Here is a 21,390-nt window from a genome sequence, read left to right as displayed (position 1 = left end):
TCACTTTGGTCGTTCGTTGAGGACGCACCAGTACAGCTCGATCTGCTGCGCAACCTCCATGAAGTTGCCGAAATCGACCGGCTTGACGATGTAGGAGTTGGCGCCCAGTGCGTAGGCGGCGGTGAGGTCGCGGTCCTCGCGCGAGGTGGTGAGGATGACGACCGGGATACGCTGCAGCGCCGAATGCGCCTTGATCTCCTTGAGCACGGTAAGGCCATCCACGCGCGGCATGTTGAGATCGAGCAGGATCACTGCCGGCTTCTGCTCGCCTGCCAGCCAGCGCGGGATCCATTCGAGCGCTTCCTCGCCGTCGCGGGCGACAAGCACGGTATTGGCGAGCTTGCGCCGAGCGAACGCCCGCAACGTCAGGTCGACATCGATCGGGCTGTCCTCCACGAGCAGGATGGGCGGAAATTCCGAAGTCATCGTTTGCTGTCTCCCCTCTTGTGCGGTCTCCACACGGTCCTCGCGGTGCATGACGTGGGCGTGATGCAGGCGATTATAGACAGGGCGGCCGGCTGCATGGTGCCCCGGCGCCGCGTCATCGGTTATCTTTCGCGCATGAACATTCATGCCCATCCTTCCATGCTGCGTCTCGCCCGCTTCGGCGCTGGCCCGATCTTCGATACCTTGAGTCTCGTTCTCCTTGCGGGCGGAGGCAAGGGGTGATGCCGGGCCTGGCATACTGGATCGGCGTGATGCGCCGTACGGTGCGACTGTGGCTTGAAGCACAGGTGTTCGTTCATGCCGCCGCGCTGGCCTTCTTCACGCTGTTCTCGATTGCGCCGGTGGTGATCATCGCGGTCACCATTGTCGGACTGGTGCTTGGTGAGAGCGCAGCGCAAGGTGAGGTGGCGGCGCAACTCGAGGCTGCCATCGGCGCCCAGGCCGCCTCGGCGATACAGTCGGCGGTGAGCAACAGCCGTATCGAGCAGAGCGGCCTGCTGCCGTCGGTGGCCGGCTTTGCCGCCATCCTTTTTGGCGCGACCACGGTTTTTTCGCAGATGCAGACGTCGCTCAATGCGATCTGGGGGGTGGCGCCAAGGCCGACACGCAACAGCGTGTTCATCTACGTCAAGACACGCCTGCTGTCGCTGGCCGTGGTGCTGGGCATCGGCTTCGTGCTGCTCGTGTCGCTTACGGCCAGCGTCCTCGTGCGTGCGCTGATCGCTTTCGCACAGGACTGGCTGCCGGTACCTGCCGCGCTCGTGCTGGGCATGGACTGGGCCGTCTCCCTGGTGGTCATCACCTTGCTGTTCGCCACCATCTTCAGGGTCTTGCCCGACGTCGTGCTGTTGTGGCGCGACGTGCTCCTCGGCGCTTTCGCAACCGCGCTGCTGTTTGCGGTCGGGCGTTCGCTGATCGCGCTGTATCTGGCCACGACGGCGACTGCCTCCACCTATGGTGCGGCGGGGTCCTTGGTGATGCTGCTACTATGGGTGAACTATTCGGCGCTGATCCTGTTGCTGGGAGCGGCTTTCACACGGGCGCATGTCGAAGCGCGCGGACGTATCGTACGTCCGCGCGCTTCGGCCGTCTGTGTGCACAGGCAACTGGTGGAGGACTGAGGACGCTCCTCAGTGCCGCAGCAGATGCAGCTTGAAGTGGTGCTTGATGAAGGCCTGAAACTTTGCGACGCCCTCGAGCGCGAGGCGGAACTCGCCTTGCTCCATCGCGTTGAGCTGGTCGAGCGCGATGTAGTTGCTTGGCTCGACGCCCTGGCGCAGTGCATCGACATGGCCGCGCAGGCGCATCAGCACGAGGAAGTCGAAGGCTGCGCGCAGGTCCGCGGCGGCGTCTTCCTTGAGCGCGCCCCCGGCGACCAGCGCCTCCATGCGGTCGTGGGTGCTGCCATCCAGCTTGCGTGCCTCGATGGCGAGCGCCTTGATGCCGTCCGTGATGGCGAAGATGCCGGCCTTCTTGACGTCCACCTTGCCGCTATACGGTCCGGACTTCTCGACCTTGATGCGGCCGAACCAGCCTAGTGGAGGCAGGAAGTTCGTCATGTTCTGCGCCATGCGCATCAGGAAGCCCTGGTCGTTGCTCATGTGACGGAAGGCATGCTGGCGCAAGGCCTCGACCAGGTCGGCGCGGCCGTACAGCGCGCGCAGGTCCATGAACATGCTGCCGGTCATCACGTTCTCGGGTGTCGGGGTGGACAGCCAGCGGTTGAGCTCTTGCTTCCAAGCCCCGAGGCTGCGCCGCCAGGCGGGGTTGCGCGCCATGATGCCGCCCGAGCAAGGCGGGACGCCGATCGAAATGAGGGCGTCGATGAGCTCGTGCGAAAACGCTTCCAGACGAGCGACCTGCGCCGGATCCAGGCCGTCGTCGTAGATGATTGCGTTGTCCTGGTCGGTCGACAGGGTCTGCTCGCTACGGCCTTCGGAGCCCATCACGACGAAGGCGAAGTCCTCGGTGAGGTCGGGGAAGCGGGTGCCGCGCAGCAGGTGGATCAGGCGGATCAGCACCTGGTCGTTGAGGTTCGCGATCAGCTTGACCATGTCGCGGATCGGAATCCCGGTGCCGGACAGGTGTACGACCAGCTTCTGGATGCGTTCGTGCAGCAGGCGCAGGCTGTCGATCGAGTCCGCTTTTTCGATGTCCAGCACCAGTTGGTGCGGCGAGTGCGCCTGAAGGCGGAGGATATCGGTGTCGGTGATGATGCCTGCCAGCTCGCCCCCGGGTGTCACCACCACCAGGCGGTGGATCTTCAGCCTCGACATGCGGTAGAGCGCTTCGTACAGCACGTCGTCCTCGCCGATTACCGCCAGCGGGGCATTCATGATGTTGGCAACGTGGAGCGTATTGGGGTCGCGCCCCTGGGCGACAACCTTGTTGCGCAGGTCGCGGTCGGTCAGGATGCCCAGCGGGCGGCCATCGCCGACGACGACGACACTCGAGATATTGCGCTCGCGCATGCGCGCGACGACATCGACGACGCCGTCGGCCGCGGCACAGGTCACCACGTTGCGCTGGCAGAAATCCCTGATCGGACGGAAAAACTGGTTTTCTTCGGCCATGCGCGGGCGGTCCTGATTGCAGTCGATGGGGTTGTCATTATAACCCCACCCGCATCATGGAGACCCCGCCGCGCTTGTGCTTGTATCAGGCGGTGGTTGCAAGCGTCTGGGTGAGCAGCATGCCCGGGTCGATGGAGATGACCTCGCCGACCATGATCAGTGCCGGCGCGCGAATGCCGCGCTCGCGAACGTCATTGGGCAGGTCGGCAAGGGTGCTATGCACCCCGCACTGGGCTGGGGTGGTGGCGGCGTGGATCACCGCGGCGGGTGTCGTTGCCGGCAGCCCGTGGGCAATCAGTTGCGTGCAGATCGCCTCGAGCGCGCCCAGCCCCATGTAGATCACCAGGGTCTGACGCGGGCGCGCAAGCGCCGGCCAGTCGAGATCGACCGTGCCGTCCTTGAGGTGGCCGGTCGCGAACATCAGGGTCTGGGCGTGTTCACGGTGGGTAAGAGGAATCCCCGTACAGGATGCCGCACCTGCCGCCGCGGTGATTCCAGGCACGATCTCGCAGCGGATTCCGGCCGCCTGCACCGCCTGCATCTCCTCGCCGCCGCGACCGAAGATGAAGGGGTCGCCTCCTTTGAGACGCACGACGTCCAGGCCCTCGCGTGCCAGGTCGACGAGCAACTGGTTGATTGCATGCTGCGGCAGCGCATGGTTGCCGGCTTCCTTCCCGGCATAGACACGGCGTGCCGTAGGCGGGATGAGGTCCACGATGGCGTCGCCGACGAGGTGGTCATATACGACCGCCTTGGCGTTGGCGATCAGGCGGGCAGCCCGGAGCGTGAGCAACTCGGGGTCGCCGGGGCCTGCGCCCACCAGATGCACCTTGCCGACTACCGGCGGCGCCTGGTCCAGGGATGCGGGTGCCGCACCCGACGAGTCGCCGCCGCGGCTTCGTGCCGGGTTGTCGCCGGGTGCCCGGGATGAGCGGCTCGTGCGACGGCTTGCCAGCGCGGCGGTGGGAGTGTGGTGAGCTGCATACATGGTTGTGACTCCGGCGAGGCGTGTATTAGGGGCAGTCTGTGCTTGCGAGATCGGTGCCGGAGCGGCTTTCAGGCACCTGCCCGTGTCATGCAACGGGCTTTCTTCGGGCCATAAACCCCCTGTACAGGAAGGGTTTCGACCGTGTCGCAACTTTATCCTTACGCCTCATGTGGAAAATTAATTCACATCAAGGATCACGAACTGCCTCGAAAACCATACTGCCGTCACCGTGTTGTTTCACATCCCGTGTCGTAAAGGAGAGGGAAATGCAAAACAAGAGCTTGATCGGTAAAACGCTCGCCATGGCAATCCTGCCGCTGGCGATGAGCAGCGCCTGGGCGCAGGAAGCACCCAAGCTGACTGCCGAGGAAATGGAGCAGGGCAAGCTGATCTACTTCGAGCGCTGTGCCGGCTGCCACGGCGTGCTGCGCAAGGGCGCCACCGGCAAGAACCTCGAGCCGGCGTGGAGCAAGACCATGCCCGACGGCACGAAGATGGAAGGCGGCACTCTCAAGCTGGGCACCGACCGTCTCGAGAAGATCATTGCCTACGGTACCGAAGGCGGCATGGTCAACTACGACGACATCCTCACGCCGCAAGAAATCAACCTGATGGCGCGCTACATCCAGGTCGAGCCGCCGATCCCGCCCGAGTTCTCGCTCAAGGACATGAAGGACAGCTGGAAGCTTCTGGTTCCGGTTGATCAGCGTCCGACCAAGCAGATGAACAAGATCAACCTGAAGAACGTGTTCGCAGTCACGCTGCGCGACGCGGGCAAGCTGGCGCTGATCGACGGTGACACGCACCAGATCTGGAAGATCCTCGACACCGGCTACGCGGTGCACATCTCGCGCCTGTCGGCCTCGGGTCGCTATGTGTATACGGTTGGTCGCGACGGCCTGACCACCATCATCGACATGTGGTTCGAAGAGCCGACCACAGTCGCTACCGTGCGCCTCGGTTCGGATGCCCGTTCGGTCGATACCTCGAAGTTCAAGGGCTACGAGGACAAGTACCTGATCGGTGGCACCTACTGGCCGCCCCAGTACTCGATCATGGATGGCGAAACCCTCGAGCCGATCAAGATCGTGTCGACCCGTGGGAACACTGTCGATGGCGATTACCACCCCGAGCCGCGCGTGGCCTCCATTGTGGCCTCGATGACCAAGCCGGAGTGGGTGGTGAACGTGAAGGAAACCGGCATGATTCTGCTGGTGGACTACAGCGACATCATGAACCTGAAGACCACCCAGATCGATTCCGCCAAGTTCCTGCATGACGGTGGTTGGGATGCCTCGGGTCGCTACTTCCTGGTCGCCGCCAATGCGTCGAACAAGATCGCTGCGGTCGATACCAAGGAAGGCAAGCTCGCCGCCCTGGTCGACACCGCGAAGATCCCGCACCCGGGTCGTGGCGCCAACTTCGTGCATCCGCAGTTCGGTCCTGTCTGGTCGACCGGCCACCTCGGCGATGCCGTCGTTTCGCTGATCTCGACGCCCTCCGATGAAGCCAAGAACGCCAAGTTCAAGGAGCACAACTGGAAGGTCGTCCAGGAGCTGAAGATGCCGGGCGCTGGCAACCTGTTCGTCAAGACGCACCCGAAGTCGAAGCACTTCTGGGCTGACGCGCCGATGAACCCGGAGCGTGAGATCGCCGAGTCGGTGTTCGTGTTCGACATGAACGATCTGACGAAGGATCCGGTGCGCCTCGACGTTGCCAAGGACTCGGGTCTGCCCGAAAGCAAGGCGATCCGCCGCGCTGTCCAGCCTGAGTACAACGAGGCTGGCGACGAAGTGTGGATCTCGCTGTGGGGCGGCAAGACCGACCAGTCGGCCATCGTTGTCTATGACGACAAGACGCTGAAGGTCAAGAAGGTCATCACCGACCCGGCGATCGTCACGCCGACCGGCAAGTTCAACGTGTATAACACGATGCACGACGTGTATTGATCGCCACCACGGTCAATCTCTGAAAAACCCCCGCGCTTCGGCGCGGGGGTCTGAAGGGTACAAGTTCCATGTCAGATCGAGACAGCAACACCAAACAAGAACAATCTGGCGGCCTCATGGCCCGCCTGCGCCGCCCCTCGAAGAAGTCGCTGGGCGGTCTGCTCGCTGTCGGTATTGTCGTTGGCATCCTGTTCTGGGGCGGCTTCAATACCGCCATGGAGGCCACCAACACCGAGAAGTTCTGTATCTCCTGCCACGAAATGCATGACAACGTGTACATGGAGTACAAGGAGACCATCCACTACAGCAACCGGACCGGCGTGCGCGCCGTATGTTCCGATTGCCACGTGCCGAAGGACTGGACCTACAAGATGATCCGCAAGATCCAGGCTTCGCGCGAAGTCTGGGGCAAGATCACCGGCACCATCGACACCCGCGAGAAGTTCGAGGCCAAGCGCCTGGAACTGGCACGCCGCGAATGGGCGCGCATGAAGGCAAACGATTCGCGCGAATGCCGCAACTGCCACAGCTTCGACAGCATGAACAAGGAGTCCCAGAAGCAGCGTGCGCGCAAGCAGCACGAGATGGCGCTCGAGGACAAGATGACCTGCATCGACTGCCACAAGGGTATCGCGCACCACAAGCCCGAAGGCATGACCGAGGAAGACGAGGAGTGAGCCTCCTCGTGCAGCACAGGCCAACCCAAGCACAGTGAGGGAATGACGATGAAGAAGACGATGATTGCCGGCGCCGTGGGCGCACTCCTTGCCCTTGGCGCTGGCGGCGCCTTTGCCGCCGCACCGGACTGGGGCAAGGTCGAGGCCAAGGACATCACCCTGTTCTACCCCGGCGTGTCACCGCTGGAGTGGATTCAGAAGGGTACCGAGCACGGTGGCGCCCGTGCATTGCGCAAGGGTGAAACCTGTGCCGATTGTCACAGCGACGAAGCGGCCGACATGGGCAAGAAGATCGCCAGCGGCCAGAAGCTCGAGCCGAACCCCATCCCAGGCAAGGCGCCGGCCATCCCGGTCAAGGTCCAGGCTGCGCATGACGGCGAGAACCTCTACCTGCGCTTCTCCTGGAAGCAGCCTGCCGCCTCCGGCGCGGCCAAGATGGACGAGGCCAACCCGGTCAAGATCGCCTTCATGCTCGAGTCGGGTGGCAAGGTCGAGCTTGCCGACCAGAGTGGCTGCTGGGCCACCTGCCACCAGGATTCGCGCACCATGCCCGGTGCGGATGACGCCAAGAAGAAGTACGTCAAGGGTGGCTCGGTTGCCGAAGGCAAGTTCTACGACCTCTACCAGTGGCGCAGCGGCGAGAACAAGGGCTTCAATGGCCACGTCGCCGACACCCGCGTGATGGAAGGCGGTACGGCGCTGGTGAGCGCCGAGGGCAAGCAGGACGGCGACACCTGGTCGGTGGTGTTCACCCGCAAGCTCGCGGGCGGCGAGGGCGACGTCACGCTAGAGTCCGGCAAGAGCTACAACTTCGGCTTTGCCATCCACAACGACAACTCGGCTGGTCGCTACCATCACGTCTCGCTCGGCTACAAGCTGGGTGTGGATGCCGATGGCGATGTAAAGGCGGCCAAGCAGTAAGGCTCGACCCTCGGTACTGCGCCGAGGTAGTACAGGCCATGGCTCAGGCGGAAATCCGGGGGTGCCCGGGTTTCCGCCTGTTTGTTGGTGAGCCCGGACGCGCATCGCTTGCCGCCACGGGTTTTTGATCAAGGAGTGGTGATCATGATGATGCGTTCATGGCGGGCGGTGGCGGGCGCAGTGCTGTTTGCGCTCGGTATCTCGGCACCGGCGATGGCAGCCGAGCACGAAGTCCTGATCGAGAGCTACGCGTTCACGCCGATGGAGTTGCGCGTGAAGACGGGCGACACCGTGGTCTGGGTGAATCAGGAGAAGCGCGTCAGCCACTCGGTGTACTTCATCGCTGCGAACCAGGAGTCCGAGCGCTTCTTCCCCGGTGAGCGCTGGTCGCACCGCTTCGAGCAGGCTGGGCGCTTCGAGTACCGCTGTGGGCCGCATCCGGAGATGCTCGGCGTGGTCATCGTCGAGGACTGAGGCGCGCCGCAGGGACACGACAACCTCACATCCCGTGGGGTTGATTCGAGTCAAGGTTAATGAAGGGGCGAAGGTTCATCCTGTTTCCGACTGATCGACCGTCGGAAGAACGAGATGAAACTACCGCCCCTTGTCGCCCATGTTGCCGTGTTCATCGGCGCCGCGTTGGTCTCCGCGTTTGCTGCGGCCAACGAGTCCCAGCCGGCGCCGCCCGATGCCGAGCGTGCCCGCGAACTCGTGCACATCGTCCGCCAGGACTGTGGGTCCTGTCATGGCCTGACCCTCAATGGCGGGCTGGGGCCCGCACTTACGATCGAAGCCATGGCGGGCAAGCCTGCCGAGAGCATGGTAGCCACGATCATCGGTGGGCGCCCGGGCACCCCCATGCCACCGTTCCGAGGCATCGTGACCGAGTCCGAGGCCGAGTGGATCGTCGATCAGTTGATGCGCGGATTCCCGCCTGACACCGGTTTGCCGCCCGTTCAGGCGCGGAACTGATCCACTCGCAGAGCGCCGGCGCAGTGCCTTCGTCAGTCGGTCGTGGCAGCTCTTCAAGGCCGCTCGCCCATTTCGTTTTCTCCAGCTTCCTCAACATTCCAATTCCACCCTCGTTCGCGTATCGCGCCCGAGCTTGATTGACGGAGTCCGCATGTCATCGCAGAAACCTCGCCTCGCACCGCCCGTCCTGTGGGGTGTCGTGCTCTCCGCAATGGTGTTCCTCCTTTCAGCCTGCGCGTCGACGCCGCCCGCTGCGCTGCGCGGCACGGGCGACCTCGGCGTCGTCATCGAGCGCGCGGACGGACGGGTCAAGATCGTCGAGACAAGCGGGCGCAGCGTACTCGCCACCGTAGAGGGCCTTGGCGACCTGTCGCACGCCTCGGTGGTGTTCTCGCGCGATGCGCGTTATGCGTATGTCTTCGGTCGCGACGGTGGCCTGACCAAGGTCGACCTGCTCGAGGCCAGGATCGCCGGCCGCGTCGTCCAGGCGGGCAACGCCATCGGCGGTTCGATCTCGCACGACGGCAGCCTCGTGGTGGTGCAGAACTATGAGCCTGGCGGGATCAAGGCCTTCGATGCACATACGCTCGAATTGGTCGCCGACGTGCCAGCCACGACCGAGGACGGTCGTCGCTCCAAGGTGGTGGGCCTTGCCGACCTGTCGGGCAAGCGCTTCATCTATGCGCTGTTCGAGGCGGGAGAGATCCGCATCACCGACTTCGCCGATCCGCGCAATCCGGTCACGCAACGCTTTGCCGGTGGTAACCAACCCTACGATGCGCTGGTGACGCCCAACGGCCGCCATTACATCGCTGGTCTGTTCGGGGAGGACGGCCTGGCCTTGGTCGATCTGTGGAACCTGGACAAGGGCAGCAGCAAGATCCTCGACGGCTATGGCCGGGGTGAGCAGCCGCTGCCGGTCTTCAAGATGCCGCACCTGCGTGGGTGGTCGGTGGCAGGAGGGCGTGCCTACCTGCCCGCGATCGGGCGTCATGAGGTGCTGGTGGTCGACACCACGACCTGGCAGGAAGTCGGGCGCATCCCGGTCAAGAGCCAGCCGGTGTTCGCAATGGCACGCCCCGACGGTCGCGAGATCTGGGTCAACTTCGCGTTTCCCGACAATGGCTGGGTGCAGGTGATCGACACCGTCAGCGGCCAGGTCACCCATACCCTCCAGCCCGGGCGCGGCATTCTGCATATGGAGTTCCTCTCCAAAGGGCACGAGGTGTGGCTGTCCGCGCGCGATGACAATCGCGTGGTGATCTACGACACGGCCACCAAGACGCCCATCGGCGGCTTCGATTCGTTGAGCCCGAGCGGCATTTTCTTCACTACGCGCGCGGCGCGCACGGGGTTCTGATGCCGCGCAAGCTTTGCCTGCCCGCGGGCGTCGGCGACATCGGACTGCGCCTGCTCAACGACTGGCAGCGCGACTTCCCGCTCGAGAGCCGGCCGTTCGCTCGGATCGCTGCGGCCGTCGGCATGGACGAGGGGGATGTGATCGATGCCTACGGTGAGTTGCGTACCAAGGGCGTGGTGAGCCGCATTGGCGCCGTGTTTGCGCCCCGACGCTTGGGCGCGAGCGCACTGGCCGCGATGGCGGTGCCGCCCTCGCGGCTCGAGGCGGTTGCAGCGCGTGTCAGCGCCGAGGCGGCGATCAACCACAACTACCAGCGCGAGCATCGTTACAACCTCTGGTTCGTGGTGACGGCGTCGTCCGCTGCGCGCCTGCAGCAGGTCGTGGCCGGCCTCGAGCGTGATACCGGCTGCGCGGTGATCGTGTTGCCCTTGGAGGAAGAGTTCCATATCGACCTGGGTTTCGATCTGCGCGAACCGGCGGGCGAGGGCGCGTGCAACAGCCCGGCCGGGCGTCGCCGCGAACGCGCGTCGATCGTGCTCGACGGCGACGCTGCCTGCGCGCTACCCGCCATCGAGCGCGAGTTGGTCACTGCCTTGCAGGGGGGGCTGGCGCTGGAGGCTCGTCCATTCGAGTCCCTTGGCAAGAAGGTCGGGCTGAGCGAGGCGATGACGCTGGAGTTCATCGCGCGTTGGGTATGTGAAGGCCTGATTCGGCGCTTTGGTGTGGTGGTGCACCACCACGAGCTCGGCATGGAGGCCAATGCGATGTGCGTTTGGGATGTCCCCGAGCAGGACGTTTCCGCGCTGGGGCGAAGCCTCGCACGCGAGCATGCGGTGACGTTGTGCTATCGTCGCCGACGGGCCTTGCCCGACTGGCCCTACAACCTGTTCTGCATGATCCATGGCAGTGCCCGCGAGGACGTGCTGGCGGCGCGGGCAGACCTCGCACAGCGCCTGGGCCTGGATGCCTATCCGAGCGCGACCCTGTTCAGTTGCCGCCGCTTCAAGCAGACCGGTGCGCACTATCTCTCCCCCGGAGCCCTTGCCCATGCCTGAAGCTCGAGAACGCCCGTCTGGCAGCAAGGTCGCCGGACGCCAGGGCATCGCCGCACGCCGCGCGCCCGACGACGTCGATCGCCGGCTGATCAATGCCTTGCAGGGTGACTTCCCGCTGGTGGAGCGCCCCTTCGCGCAGGTAGCCGATGCCGTGGGCTTGAGCGAGGAGGCGCTCATTGCCCGTCTGCAGAGTCTGCTCGACGACCGTGTATTGACACGCTTCGGCCCCATGTTCCAGATCGAGCGCATGGGCGGGGCTTTCTGCCTGGCCGCAATGGCCGTGCCGGAGGCGCGTTGGGGCGAGGTTGTCGAGGCCGTCAATGCCTTTACCGAAGTGGCGCATAACTACCGCCGTGAACATGCCTTGAACATGTGGTTCGTGCTCGCGACCGAGACCCCGGGAGGCATCGCCGACTGTGCTGCGCGCATGGAAGCCGCGACCGGTTTGCCGGTGCACCTGTTCCCCAAGGAGCGCGAGTACTTTGTCGAGATGAAGCTGGAGGCGTGACGGTGAGCGATCCGATTGATTTTGCGGTGGGCGGTGCCGGGGTGCCGAGCGGCAAGCTGGGCGATGTGCAGGCAGCTGCCGACCTCGACCGTCGGCTCGTCCTCGCTACCCAGGGTGGGCTGGCCTTGGTCGCGCGCCCCTATGCCTTGCTCGCCGAGCAATTGGGCACGAGCGAAGCGTTGGTGCGTGAGCGCCTGGCGGTCATGCTGGCCGATGGTCGCATCCGGCGCATCGGTGCGGTCCCGAACCATTACGCCATCGGCTACCCTGCAAACGGCATGAGCGTCTGGGACATCGATGACGAATGCATCGATGCGGTCGGCGAGCGGGTCGGGGGCTTGCCCTTCGTCACCCACTGCTATCGGCGTCCGCGCCACCTGCCGGACTGGCCCTACAACCTGTTTGCGATGGTGCATGCGGCGACGCGCGAAGCAGCGCTCGAGCGCGTTGGCGAGATCGCAGCAGCGATCGAGCGTGACTTCCCGGGTGTCTGCCGTAGCCGCGACGTGTTGTTTTCGGCCGGGATCCTGAAGAAAACAGGCTTGCGCATCGGCGCTTGAGGAACTCGCCGAAGGGCGCAGCAGCGCGATTTGCTGCGCCAGGCCGGCCCCTTGACCGGCGTCATTTTTCCCGCCACCAAGGTCGGCTGTAATCGCGGCAACAAGGAGGCTTCCATGTTCCGCATCTCCCAATTCATCCGCGAACTCGACCACCCGACCCCCGCCGGCCCGCGCCGTAACCCGCCCGGGCCGGTGGTCATCTGGAACCTGATCCGGCGCTGCAACCTCACCTGCGAGCACTGCTATTCCATCTCTGCAGACAAGGACTTTCCGGGTGAGCTGAATACCGCCGAGATCTTCAAGGTCATGGATGATCTCAAGGCAGCGCACGTGCCGGTGTTGATCCTGTCGGGCGGCGAGCCGCTGTTGCGGCCGGACATCTTCGACATTGCCCGTCGTGCCAAGGGCATGGGCTTTTATGTCGGCCTGTCGTCCAATGGCACCTTGATCGACGAATCGAACATTGACGCCATAGACGAGATCGGCTTCGATTACGTTGGCGTGAGCCTGGACGGAATCGGCGCCACCCACGACCACTTCCGCCGCAAGCAGGGGGCCTTCGAGGCCTCGATGCACGGCATCCGCCTGTGCCGGGACCGTGGCATCAAGGTCGGCGTGCGCTACACCATGACAGAGGGCAACGCCCACGATCTGCCCGCGCTGTTGAAGCTGGTCGAGGACGAGCGTATCGACAAGTTCTACTTCTCACACCTGAACTACGCCGGCCGCGGCAACAAGAACCGCGCAGGCGATGCTCGCCACCGCACCACGCGTGAGGCGATGGAACTGCTGTTCGAGACCTGTCTGGACCTGCACCGGCGCGGCATCGAAAAGGACTTCGTCACCGGCAACAACGACGCCGATGGCCCCTTCCTGCTGCACTGGGTGCAGCGCCGATTCCCTGACAAGGCCGCACACGTCGAGGCCAGGCTGCGCCAATGGGGCGGCAATGCGAGCGGGGTGAATGTCTCGAATATCGACAACCTCGGCATCGTGCACCCCGACACCATGTGGTGGCATGTGCCGCTGGGCAACGTTCGCCAGCGTGCCTTCGGCGAGATCTGGAACGACCTGAGCAATCCGCTGCTCGCCGGCCTCAAGCAGCACCCGCGCAAGCTCAAGGGGCGCTGCGGCGCCTGCCGTTATCTGGACATCTGCAATGGCAGTTCGCGGGTGCGTGCCGAGCAGGTGACTGGCAACCCCTGGGCGGAGGATCCGGCCTGTTATCTGGATGACGAAGAGATCGGCGTCAGCGCCGATGACTACGGTGCCGAGCGCGTCGTCACCACGCCCTGGGTCCGCCTCAACAAGGTGTCCGCATGAAGCCGCTCCGTTCCGTCGCCGCCGTTGTGGCGGGTCTCGCCCTTGCCTTCCCTGCGGCGCAGTCCGTTGTTGCCGCATCGCCCGCAGCCGTTACGCCTGTTGCCGATGTTGCCGCACTCTATGAGCAGCACTGTGCCGCTTGCCACGCCTCGAGCCGATTGGGCGGGATGGGGCCGGCGCTGCTGCCCGAGAACCTGTCGCGTCTGCGCAAGGGCGAAGCGCTCAAGGTGATCGCAGAGGGGCGTACAGCCACCCAGATGCCTGGCTTCGCGGCCCAACTCGGCCAACATGAGATCGCCGCGATTGCCGACTGGATCTACACACCGGTGGTGCCCGAGCCGCGCTGGTCGGATGCCGACATCACCGCCTCGCGCATCGAGCATGTCGACCCGGCCACCTTGTCGGACAAGCCGGTGTTCGACGCCGACCCGCTCAACCTTTTCCTCGTCGTCGAGGCAGGGGACCACCATGTCAGCGTGCTCGACGGCGACAAGCTCGAGCCGATCTTCCGCTTCCAGTCGCGCTTTGCGCTGCACGGCGGTCCCAAGTTCGCAGCCGAAGGGCGGTATGTGTTCTTCGGTTCGCGCGACGGCTGGATCACCAAGTTCGACCTGTGGAACCTGAAGGTGGTGGCCGAGGTGCGTGCCGGCATCAATACCCGTAACGTCGCGGCCTCGCCCGATGGCAAGCACGTCGCGGTGGCCAACTACCTGCCGCACACGCTGGTGTTGCTCGATGGCGATCTGAACCTGATCAAGACCCTCCCCGCGATGGATCGGGATGGCAAGCAGAGTTCGCGCGTCTCGGCGGTGTACGACGCCACCCCGCGCCAGTCCTTCATCGCCGCGCTCAAGGATGTCGGCGAGGTGTGGGAGATCAGCTACACCAAGGCGGTCGAGGACATCCCGACCAGCTACATCCACGACTACACCCAGCGCGAGGGGACCTTCATCCCCGGCTATCTCAATCCGCGCCGCACCATCCTCGCCGAGGTGCTCGACGATTTCTTCTTCACCCAGGACTACTCCGAGCTGATGGGCGCATCGCGTGAGGGTGTCGGCCAGGTGGTGAACCTGGATGTGCGCAAGAAGATCGCCAACCTGCCGCTGGACGGCATGCCCCACCTGGGCTCGGGCATCACCTGGGAGTGGACCGACCCTGCCGCAGGACCTGACGCGAAGCCGCGCACGGTCATGGCGAGCACCAACCTCAAGGCGGGCGAGGTCACGGTCATCGACATGAAGACCTGGGAAGTCATCAAGCGCATCCAGACCCGCGGCCCGGGCTTCTTCCTGCGCAGCCACGGCAACAGCCGCTATGCCTTCGTCGATTCGATGATGAGTCCGGAGGCCAAGCACATCCTGCAGGTGATCGACAAGCAGACGCTGGAGGTGGTCAGGGAGATTGTCGGCGAGCCTGGCAAGACGCTTGCCCACATCGAGTTCACCCGCGATGGCCGCTATGCGCTGGCCAGCCTGTGGGAGGATGAGGGGGCGGTCATCGTTCTCGACGCGCAGACCCTCGAAGAGGTCAAGCGTCTGCCGATGAGAAAACCCGTCGGCAAGTACAACGTCTGGAACAAGATCACGCGCGAGGAAGGCACCAGCCACTGAGTGCAGCCGGCATCCGCGCAGGTGCGCGGGCGCCAGGTATGCCGCGGGTGCCTTCGCTGCAGCTGACTTCATCAACCCCAAGAGCATTACAGAGAAAATAGACATGCCGCTGATTCGCATCGACGAACCCACCACCCGCCGTATTCCGCCCGATACCTTCTCGCTCTGGGCGCTTGGTTTCAGGCCTTTCTACCTGCTTGCGGCGCTGTTTGCCGCCATCGCCGTACCGGTATGGGCGGTGGCCTACTCGGGTGGAATCGAACTGCCGATTCCCGGGATGTGGTGGCACGCACACGAGATGATCTTCGGTTTCGCGGTGGCGGTGATCATCGGTTTCCTGTTTACCGCTGGGCGCAACTGGACCGGGCTCGATACGCCCGCGGGCCCGCCGCTTGCAGCGCTGGCGGCGCTGTGGCTGGCTGGACGGCTGGCGATGGCATTCGGCAGTGGTGCCTGGGTGGCGATCGTCGACATGGCTTTTCTGCCCGTCGCGGCAGCCCTGTTGTTGCGTGTGCTGATCAAGGCCAAGAGCAGGCGCAATTACTTTGTCGGCGTCCTGCCGGCCCTGCTCGCGCTGGCGAACCTGGTCTTCCATCTCGCCGTACTCGGCGTGCTTGCGGTCGATCCGCTGATGGCGATGCATCTGGCGCTCGGGCTGATCGTGGTACTCGAGACGATTGTCGGCGGGCGCGTGATCCCGATGTTCACCTTCAACGCCGTGCGCGGCATCAAGCAGTGGCGAGATCCGCGCCTGGACTGGGCGGCGGCGATTGCGACGGGTGTCGCGCTGTTGCTGTGGGCACTCGGGGCCGGCATGTGGGCGGGCGCGGTGTCGCTGGTCGCCGCCTTGTTGCAGGCGCTGCGGCTGGGCGGCTGGAACCCGTGGGCGACGCGAGGCGCCCCTCTGCTGTGGGTACTGCATCTGGCCTACCTGTGGATTCCGCTCGGTCTGGCGCTGATCGCGCTCACCCAGTTCGGCGTACTGCCGCGTTCGGCGGGCATTCATGCGCTTGCGATTGGCGCAACAGGTGGATTGATCATCGGCATGATCACCCGCACTGCGCTTGGACACACTGGACGCATGCTCGTGGCGGGGCCGGTGGAGACCGCCGCCTACGCGCTGGTGCTGCTGGCGGCGCTGGTTCGCGTGTTGAGCGTGGCGCTCTTTCCCGCCGCGCTGGTGGGCGGTGTGCATGCCGCGGCGACGCTATGGGCGCTTGGCTTTGCCCTCTATCTGTGGCGCTATGCGCCTTTCCTGCTCAAGGCGCGGGTTGATGGCAAGGAGGGTTGAGACCCTCGTGCCGATCGCCCCTGTGCGTGCGGTGGGGCAGGGGCGATCAGCTGCCAAGCAGTGCTGCCAGTACCCCCGGGTCGGCAACGGGCAGCGCTTCGAAGCCCGGGCGGGCGTATAGATAGCCCTGCTGCAGCCTGATTCCCATGCCGGCGAGACAGCGCGCCTCGTCGAGCGTTTCCACGCCTTCTGCAATCAGAGTGCACGGCAGTTCAGCGGCGAGGCTGACCAGGTGGCGAACGATCAATTGCCGACGGCGGTCCTGATCGATGTTGCGAATCAGGTTCATGTCGAGCTTCAACACGTCGGGCTGGAAGTATGTCAGCAGGTTGAGCCCCGCGTAGCCGGCGCCGAAATCGTCGATCGCAGTGCCAAAGCCGATTGCACGGTATTCCTCTACGATGCGGCGCAGGTGGCCGTCATTGCGCACTTCCTCGACCTCGGTGATTTCGAACTGAAGCCGCTCGAGCGGAAATCCGACCCGGTTTGCAGCCTCGATGGTGGCGCGGATGCAGGCTCGCGGTTCGTACACCGCATTAGGCAGGAAGTTGATGCTAAGCCGTGACGACAAGCCGAGCTGGTGAGCGAGTTCGATCGCCTTCGTCCGGCAACGCTGGTCGAACTGATAGCGGTTTTCGTCCGTGAGCTTGGCCAATACGCTGGCTGCACTCTCGCCATTGGGGCCGCGGACCAATGCCTCCCATGCCCACGACGAACCGCTGTCGAGGTCGATGATCGGCTGGAAGGCCATCGTAAAGTCGAAGGGCAGGGGCGGAAGTGCGCGGCAACGGCCGCAGTCGGGGAGTAAGGACTCACTTCGTGGCGCGTGCAGCGGGAATTCCGTGTTGGTCATGTGCGCTGCCTGGGTTGGGTTGTAAGTGCGACAGTAATGATGTCGAACAGGCCTCGTCAAGGTCGGGTACATGCACGAAGTGCGATAGCGGCGTCTCAGTAGGTGGCTGCACCCGAGCGAGCTGACAGGGCCGCCTCAGCCCAGGCTTCGCCTGAGTTTGCCGATGTCGGGGATATGGATCGTGCGGCCCTCGACTTCGATCAGGCCGGAGTCGGTGAGCTCGTGCAGGATGCGTGAGAAGTGCTCCTGGGTGAGGTTCAGGCGCGAGGCGATCGTGCCCTTGCTGGTCGGCAGGCGAATTGACACCCGCCCGTTGGCAATGCCGTCGCCCTCGCGCTCTTCCTCGCGCAGCAGGTAGCCAATGATGCGTTCGCGCCCCGAGCGCAGCGAGTAGCTCTCGACGTCGGCCATCAGGTGGTGCAGGCGCTGGGCCAGGCCGGCGATGATCTTGCGGCAGAACACCGGGTCGCCAGCCATTTCATCGAAGAACACCTGCTTGGCGATGTGGAGAAGACTGGCATCGGTCAGGGCCTGGGCCATCACCACATAGGGTTTGTCCATGAACATCACGGCTTCGCCGAAGCTCTGCCCAGGACGCAGGATGTCGACGACCTTCTCGTTGCCCTCCGCAGAGGTGAACGCGAGCTTGACCTGGCCGCTGAGGATGAAGTGAAAGCCGGAGCAGGTATCGCCGCGGTGGAAAAGAATGTCGCCCCGCCCGACCTTGAGCTCGCGCACGCCACGCGCGAAGCGGGCGATGTCGTGGCAACCCAGGCCGTTGAAGAGCGAGGCCTGGCTCAGCAGGCGGCACAGGCGCTCGATCTCGGGCGAAGGCTGGTCGGCGGGCGGCGTGTCGCGCAGTGCTTCGGTGCAGGGGAGGTCGCGGTAGTTCATGGCTTCACCGAGTGAGCTGGGCATAGAACATGGGCAGGCGGGCGGGGAGTTCATCGGGCTGGCGGATCACTGCGAAGCCCGCCGGACCGAACAGGTGTGGCAGGTAGCTTGCGCCTTCGCGGTCGATGGTGACGCAGAAGGGAACGATGCCATGGCTGCGGGCCTCGACGATCGCGACCCGGGTGTCCTCGATGCCGTAGCGGCCGTCGTAAAGGTCGAGGTCGTTCGGTTTGCCATCGGAGAGGATGAGCAGAATGCGGCGCGCTGCGGTCTGCTTTTCGAGGATGGTGGTGGCGTGGCGGATGGCGGCACCCAGGCGGGTGTAGTAGCCGGGCTTGATCGCCATGATGCGGCCGCGGGCACGGTCGTCGAAGCGCTGGTCGAAGTCCTTGAGACGATGAAAGCGCACGTTGCTGCGCTTGACCGAGGAGAAGCCACACAGTGCGAAGCGGTCGCCGGTCGCCATCAGCGCTTCACCGAACAGCAGCAACGAGTCGCGGATGACGTCGATCACGCGTGCTTCGGAGGACACCCAGGCGTCGGTTGACAAGGAAAGGTCGGCGAGTGCGAGGCAAGCCAGATCGCGCTCGCGCTTCTCCAGCGACAGGTAGAGCTGGTCGGATGGGTGGTGACCGCAGGCACGGTCGGTGGTCGCGCGCACCACGGCGTCGACGTCGAGCTCGGTGCCGTCGACCTGGCCCTTGAGCCAGCGCCGGCCCGGTGTCAGCGCGGCGAACTGACGGTGCAGGCGGCGGGCGGTGCGGCGCAGGTGTTCGGGTAGCGCGCAGGGTGCCGCACGAGGATCGTTGATCGACGGCGTCAGTTCGTTGAGGCGGACATGATCCTCGCGCAGCAGGTTCTTGCGGTAGTCCCACTCCGGCAGCGGGATGCCGTCGCCGAGGACGACGTCGTCCTCGGCGGCCGAGGGCAGGTCGAGGTCGAAGCGGACCTTGGAAGCAACACGCTCGTTGTCGCGGGTGATCGACAGGTGGTCGAGGTTGGCTGCGGCATCGGCGGCGTTGTCGTCCGGGTCGTCGTCGGTGCTGCGCTTGACCTTGATGAATTCGGCAACCGATAGCAGGCTTTCGGCGCGGAAGGGAATGATCATGCCGTGCTTCTCGGGCGCGTTCTCCTGGCGCTCGACACGGTGGGCCTGCTGGCTGGCGTCGCGACCCGGCTTGGTGCTGCCGCCCTCGGCAGCCTCGGCGCCGCTGCCGCTGCCGGCGAGGCCTGCTGCGGGCTTGGCACGGAAGTCGCTCAGCCACAGCAGCACCGGTTGCGTGGGCTGTGCCTTGACCGGCAATGCCGGTAAGGCGGCAACGCTGCCCGGTGCATGCATTGCCTGGCGCAGCAGGCGTTCGCGCTCGGCTTCGGCTGCAGGTAGCTTGGCGGGGTTGCGGCGCTGGGCGATCACGGCGTCCACCAGTCGGCGATAGCGCGGCTCGATACCTGGCCAGCGTTGTAGCGCGCGCAGGGTGGCACGCTGGTTCTCGCGCAGTTCACGACTGGCCTCGGTATCGAAGGTGCCGGTCGGCAGGGGGGCGAGTGCGGCCTCCACCTGTGCGTCATGGGTGGCATCGCCGTTGCCATGACCCGCGGCCAGTGCGGCCAGCCACAGATAGAGGTCGCGGTTGAGGCTGCGTTCTGGCAGGGCGTCGATCTCCGGCGGCAGGCGCAGGGTGGCGATGTCCATGCGGCCGCGGGCAATGCGTTCGTCTGCGCCGGCGATGCGCTGTAGCAGGCTGCGCCGCGCGCCATGGGTATCAACGGTGGCAGCGGCCACGCGCAAGCCCGGGTCGCCGCCGAGCGCGCGGAAGAACACCCCCGCGACCTTCTCGATGTCCTTGAGCCTGACCGCGGCCTTGGGGAAGTGCCCGCCCGCTGCGCGGGTGATCAGACGGTGCCAGAATAGTCCGACGTGTTCTTCCATGGTTCAGCGTTCCCTCGGTTCAGCGTTCCTTGAACGCGCGGAAACCCGCTTCGTTCTGGCGCGCGGCTTCGCCCGTCACCCAGCTCAGTAGCGGGCCTTCGGGGTTGTCGCGCTGGGTCTCGCCACAGGCGTCGATGCACTGCCGGCATTGCGTGCAGGTGAACATGTGGCGCTTGATGTTGCGCGGGCGCAGCCGCATCGGGCATACCGCGTCACAGGCCGACTGGCGCTCGGGGAGGCAGCTCGAGCAGTTGGTGGCACGAGCGCGCGCAAAGCCCACCACCATCGCGTCGCGGTTGCCCATCCAGGCCAGGCTCTGGAACAGGCCGACCGCACAGACGAAGCGGCAGAACAGGTGGCGTGCGAACAGGAACTCCAGGCTCAGCACGACCGTTGCGGCAGTGATGAAGATGAACTGGTTGCGCGTCAGTTCGCCAGCGATGAGGTTTCCATACACCTCGGCAGGTGGCAGCAGGTAGGTCAGCAGTACCACCGCCCACAGGAAGGCGAAGGCGACGGCTGCAGGTACGACGAGGCCCCACCAGCGTGCATCGACCTTGGCGCGTGAACCGTCCGGCTTCCAGGCCGGCAGGCGGTGTTTTTCCCACACGCTGGGTTTGCCCGAGGCGCGCGCCATGAGCTTGTTGATGGATTCGACCACCGAGAAGTGCGGGCATAGCCAGCCGCAATACATGCGCCCCCACTTCCAGGCCACCCAGAGCACCACTGCAGCGACCGTCAGCAGCGGCACGAACAGGCGCAGCATGATGCTGCCGGCAGCCTCGAGCGCGCTTGCCTGGCCGGCAAGAAATGGGTCAAGCCCGAGCCGCCACTCCATGCCCAGCAACCACGCATGGTCGGCGTTGAGGTCGTAGCGAAAGAGGTCGAACACCGGTGCGAGCACGAAGAGTGCAAAAAAGCCGACCTGAAAGGCCAGTCGCAAGCTCTGGCGCGGGCTGTGCGCCCCATCGTCCGTACCTGCCCGGGCGATGGGGATGATTCGGCGTGCCGGCGCGGGTGTGCTCATCACGGGCTCGTGGTACTCAGACGGGTTCGCGCGGCCCGAACACCGGGTAGCGCCAGCTGCGGCCGTTGATGGCGCGCGACAGCCCCATGACGCCAAGCAGGATCAGACCCGCATGGACGAGTACGAAGTACAGGATGCCGATGACCCAGGTCCACGGGTTGTCGAAGCCGCCGAGCAGCAGGATTGCGATGCTGGTGCATACGAGTACCAGGCCGCCCCAGATGCAGGTCCAGCCGGTCTGGCGCAGGTGGTTGCGCACCAGTGGGTCTTCGTGGTCGTGAAACTTGGCCCACAGCACCATCAGCACCAGGAAGGCCAGGACGGGCAGCAGCATCAGGTTGATCAGGAACAGGGCCTCGGCCACCACGGCGAGTTGCGGCCCCGGCATGGCGTGCTTGAGCGGGTCCTGGCGTTGGATGTTCATGGCTTCCTTGTGACGCGTGGGGTGG

General features: G+C 64.8%; 22 protein-coding genes. 14 read left to right on the top strand and 8 right to left on the bottom strand.

The window, feature by feature from the left end:
* Positions 1 to 426 (bottom strand): response regulator, encoded by a 426-nt coding sequence (locus C662_RS08370; protein WP_002927230.1) that lies wholly within the window; start codon positions 424 to 426, stop codon positions 1 to 3.
* Positions 427 to 480: 54 nt separating this feature from the next.
* Here C662_RS08370 and C662_RS08365 point away from each other — a divergent pair, with 54 nt between their 5' ends.
* Together C662_RS08365 and C662_RS08360 are read left to right on the top strand one after the other, a co-directional pair.
* Positions 481 to 669, top strand: a complete 189-nt coding sequence (locus C662_RS08365; protein ID WP_232431405.1) for a hypothetical protein — start codon at positions 481 to 483, stop codon at positions 667 to 669.
* Positions 669 to 1,568, top strand: coding sequence for a YihY/virulence factor BrkB family protein (locus tag C662_RS08360; protein ID WP_002927226.1), 900 nt, complete (start codon positions 669 to 671; stop codon positions 1,566 to 1,568). The genes C662_RS08365 and C662_RS08360 overlap by 1 nt, the downstream gene beginning before the upstream one ends.
* Positions 1,569 to 1,577: 9 nt before the next feature.
* Here C662_RS08360 and C662_RS08355 read toward each other — a convergent pair whose 3' ends face one another.
* Both C662_RS08355 and cobA read right to left on the bottom strand, forming a co-directional pair.
* On the bottom strand, positions 1,578 to 3,020 hold the full coding sequence (locus C662_RS08355) for a DUF294 nucleotidyltransferase-like domain-containing protein (protein ID WP_002927225.1): 1,443 nt from the start codon (positions 3,018 to 3,020) through the stop codon (positions 1,578 to 1,580).
* 85 nt (positions 3,021 to 3,105) lie between these two features.
* The gene (gene cobA / locus C662_RS08350; RefSeq protein ID WP_002927223.1) at positions 3,106 to 4,008 is read right to left on the bottom strand and encodes a uroporphyrinogen-III C-methyltransferase; all 903 of its coding nucleotides are present in this window, start codon (positions 4,006 to 4,008) and stop codon (positions 3,106 to 3,108) included.
* A gap of 266 nt (positions 4,009 to 4,274) precedes the next feature.
* Between cobA and C662_RS08345 the strand changes: the two genes are divergently transcribed.
* The 12 genes from C662_RS08345 to C662_RS08290 all read left to right on the top strand — a co-directional run bounded on the left by C662_RS08345 (position 4,275) and on the right by C662_RS08290 (position 16,237).
* Positions 4,275 to 5,957, top strand: a complete 1,683-nt coding sequence (locus C662_RS08345; protein ID WP_002927218.1) for a nitrite reductase — start codon at positions 4,275 to 4,277, stop codon at positions 5,955 to 5,957.
* Positions 5,958 to 6,073: 116 nt separating this feature from the next.
* Positions 6,074 to 6,634 (top strand): NapC/NirT family cytochrome c, encoded by a 561-nt coding sequence (locus C662_RS08340; RefSeq protein WP_002927217.1) that lies wholly within the window; start codon positions 6,074 to 6,076, stop codon positions 6,632 to 6,634.
* A gap of 42 nt (positions 6,635 to 6,676) precedes the next feature.
* Positions 6,677 to 7,555: an ethylbenzene dehydrogenase-related protein gene (locus tag C662_RS08335; RefSeq protein WP_002927213.1), complete on the top strand. Its 879-nt coding sequence runs from the start codon at positions 6,677 to 6,679 to the stop codon at positions 7,553 to 7,555.
* Positions 7,556 to 7,699: 144 nt separating this feature from the next.
* Positions 7,700 to 8,029, top strand: coding sequence for a cupredoxin domain-containing protein (locus tag C662_RS08330; protein WP_002927212.1), 330 nt, complete (start codon positions 7,700 to 7,702; stop codon positions 8,027 to 8,029).
* A gap of 114 nt (positions 8,030 to 8,143) precedes the next feature.
* Positions 8,144 to 8,527, top strand: coding sequence for a c-type cytochrome (locus C662_RS08325; RefSeq protein WP_002927210.1), 384 nt, complete (start codon positions 8,144 to 8,146; stop codon positions 8,525 to 8,527).
* Positions 8,528 to 8,678: 151 nt separating this feature from the next.
* Complete coding sequence (locus C662_RS08320; protein ID WP_002927208.1) at positions 8,679 to 9,887, top strand: cytochrome D1 domain-containing protein; 1,209 nt, start codon at positions 8,679 to 8,681, stop codon at positions 9,885 to 9,887.
* Complete coding sequence (gene ahbB, locus C662_RS08315; RefSeq protein ID WP_002927206.1) at positions 9,887 to 10,942, top strand: siroheme decarboxylase subunit beta; 1,056 nt, start codon at positions 9,887 to 9,889, stop codon at positions 10,940 to 10,942. Before C662_RS08320 ends, ahbB (C662_RS08315) begins: the two co-directional genes overlap by 1 nt.
* Complete coding sequence (locus C662_RS08310) at positions 10,935 to 11,450, top strand: Lrp/AsnC family transcriptional regulator (RefSeq protein WP_002927204.1); 516 nt, start codon at positions 10,935 to 10,937, stop codon at positions 11,448 to 11,450. Before ahbB (C662_RS08315) ends, C662_RS08310 begins: the two co-directional genes overlap by 8 nt.
* Positions 11,447 to 12,010, top strand: coding sequence for a siroheme decarboxylase subunit beta (gene ahbB / locus C662_RS08305; RefSeq protein WP_002927199.1), 564 nt, complete (start codon positions 11,447 to 11,449; stop codon positions 12,008 to 12,010). The genes C662_RS08310 and ahbB (C662_RS08305) overlap by 4 nt, the downstream gene beginning before the upstream one ends.
* Before the next feature lie 114 nt (positions 12,011 to 12,124).
* Positions 12,125 to 13,333: a heme d1 biosynthesis radical SAM protein NirJ gene (gene nirJ / locus C662_RS08300; protein ID WP_198291884.1), complete on the top strand. Its 1,209-nt coding sequence runs from the start codon at positions 12,125 to 12,127 to the stop codon at positions 13,331 to 13,333.
* Positions 13,330 to 14,946 carry a cytochrome D1 domain-containing protein gene (locus C662_RS08295; RefSeq protein WP_083485746.1) on the top strand — a complete coding sequence of 539 codons (1,617 nt, stop codon included), beginning with the start codon at positions 13,330 to 13,332 and terminating at the stop codon, positions 14,944 to 14,946. The genes nirJ and C662_RS08295 overlap by 4 nt, the downstream gene beginning before the upstream one ends.
* A gap of 103 nt (positions 14,947 to 15,049) precedes the next feature.
* Positions 15,050 to 16,237, top strand: coding sequence for an NnrS family protein (locus tag C662_RS08290; RefSeq protein WP_002927193.1), 1,188 nt, complete (start codon positions 15,050 to 15,052; stop codon positions 16,235 to 16,237).
* Positions 16,238 to 16,283: 46 nt separating this feature from the next.
* Here C662_RS08290 and C662_RS08285 read toward each other — a convergent pair whose 3' ends face one another.
* From C662_RS08285 to C662_RS08265, 5 genes are all read right to left on the bottom strand, one after another.
* Positions 16,284 to 17,090 carry an EAL domain-containing protein gene (locus C662_RS08285; RefSeq protein ID WP_002927191.1) on the bottom strand — a complete coding sequence of 269 codons (807 nt, stop codon included), beginning with the start codon at positions 17,088 to 17,090 and terminating at the stop codon, positions 16,284 to 16,286.
* Between the two features lie 135 nt (positions 17,091 to 17,225).
* Positions 17,226 to 17,984, bottom strand: coding sequence for a Crp/Fnr family transcriptional regulator (locus C662_RS08280; protein ID WP_002927189.1), 759 nt, complete (start codon positions 17,982 to 17,984; stop codon positions 17,226 to 17,228).
* Positions 17,985 to 17,988: 4 nt separating this feature from the next.
* Positions 17,989 to 19,914 carry a nitric oxide reductase activation protein NorD gene (locus tag C662_RS08275; RefSeq protein ID WP_002927187.1) on the bottom strand — a complete coding sequence of 642 codons (1,926 nt, stop codon included), beginning with the start codon at positions 19,912 to 19,914 and terminating at the stop codon, positions 17,989 to 17,991.
* A gap of 19 nt (positions 19,915 to 19,933) precedes the next feature.
* On the bottom strand, positions 19,934 to 20,941 hold the full coding sequence (locus tag C662_RS08270; RefSeq protein WP_002927185.1) for a 4Fe-4S binding protein: 1,008 nt from the start codon (positions 20,939 to 20,941) through the stop codon (positions 19,934 to 19,936).
* Between the two features lie 16 nt (positions 20,942 to 20,957).
* The gene (locus tag C662_RS08265; protein ID WP_002927183.1) at positions 20,958 to 21,365 is read right to left on the bottom strand and encodes a hypothetical protein; all 408 of its coding nucleotides are present in this window, start codon (positions 21,363 to 21,365) and stop codon (positions 20,958 to 20,960) included.
* Positions 21,366 to 21,390: the final 25 nt, after the last annotated feature.

The organism is Thauera sp. 28 (assembly GCF_000310145.2).
In the GTDB taxonomy this organism is placed as follows: domain Bacteria; phylum Pseudomonadota; class Gammaproteobacteria; order Burkholderiales; family Rhodocyclaceae; genus Thauera; species Thauera mechernichensis.
The sequence above is the reverse complement of the archived record's forward strand: the minus strand, read 5'-3'. Positions and strand labels throughout refer to the sequence as shown.

Bases quoted from the DNA above. Each gene is read 5' to 3' on its own strand.
- C662_RS08330 (WP_002927212.1), top strand. From the start codon at position 7,700: ATGATGATGCGTTCATGGCGGGCGGTGGCGGGCGCAGTGCTGTTTGCG.
- C662_RS08265 (WP_002927183.1), bottom strand. From the start codon at position 21,365: ATGAACATCCAACGCCAGGACCCGCTCAAGCACGCCATGCCGGGGCCG.
- C662_RS08335 (WP_002927213.1), top strand. From the start codon at position 6,677: ATGACGATGAAGAAGACGATGATTGCCGGCGCCGTGGGCGCACTCCTT.
- C662_RS08345 (WP_002927218.1), top strand. From the start codon at position 4,275: ATGCAAAACAAGAGCTTGATCGGTAAAACGCTCGCCATGGCAATCCTG.
- C662_RS08275 (WP_002927187.1), bottom strand. From the start codon at position 19,914: ATGGAAGAACACGTCGGACTATTCTGGCACCGTCTGATCACCCGCGCA.
- C662_RS08325 (WP_002927210.1), top strand. From the start codon at position 8,144: ATGAAACTACCGCCCCTTGTCGCCCATGTTGCCGTGTTCATCGGCGCC.
- C662_RS08340 (WP_002927217.1), top strand. From the start codon at position 6,074: ATGGCCCGCCTGCGCCGCCCCTCGAAGAAGTCGCTGGGCGGTCTGCTC.
- C662_RS08290 (WP_002927193.1), top strand. From the start codon at position 15,050: ATGCCGCTGATTCGCATCGACGAACCCACCACCCGCCGTATTCCGCCC.
- C662_RS08370 (WP_002927230.1), bottom strand. From the start codon at position 426: ATGACTTCGGAATTTCCGCCCATCCTGCTCGTGGAGGACAGCCCGATC.
- ahbB (WP_002927206.1), top strand. From the start codon at position 9,887: ATGCCGCGCAAGCTTTGCCTGCCCGCGGGCGTCGGCGACATCGGACTG.
- C662_RS08295 (WP_083485746.1), top strand. From the start codon at position 13,330: ATGAAGCCGCTCCGTTCCGTCGCCGCCGTTGTGGCGGGTCTCGCCCTT.
- C662_RS08320 (WP_002927208.1), top strand. From the start codon at position 8,679: ATGTCATCGCAGAAACCTCGCCTCGCACCGCCCGTCCTGTGGGGTGTC.
- nirJ (WP_198291884.1), top strand. From the start codon at position 12,125: ATGTTCCGCATCTCCCAATTCATCCGCGAACTCGACCACCCGACCCCC.
- C662_RS08285 (WP_002927191.1), bottom strand. From the start codon at position 17,090: ATGACCAACACGGAATTCCCGCTGCACGCGCCACGAAGTGAGTCCTTA.
- C662_RS08270 (WP_002927185.1), bottom strand. From the start codon at position 20,941: ATGAGCACACCCGCGCCGGCACGCCGAATCATCCCCATCGCCCGGGCA.
- cobA (WP_002927223.1), bottom strand. From the start codon at position 4,008: ATGTATGCAGCTCACCACACTCCCACCGCCGCGCTGGCAAGCCGTCGC.
- C662_RS08355 (WP_002927225.1), bottom strand. From the start codon at position 3,020: ATGGCCGAAGAAAACCAGTTTTTCCGTCCGATCAGGGATTTCTGCCAG.
- C662_RS08310 (WP_002927204.1), top strand. From the start codon at position 10,935: ATGCCTGAAGCTCGAGAACGCCCGTCTGGCAGCAAGGTCGCCGGACGC.
- C662_RS08280 (WP_002927189.1), bottom strand. From the start codon at position 17,984: ATGAACTACCGCGACCTCCCCTGCACCGAAGCACTGCGCGACACGCCG.
- C662_RS08360 (WP_002927226.1), top strand. From the start codon at position 669: ATGCCGGGCCTGGCATACTGGATCGGCGTGATGCGCCGTACGGTGCGA.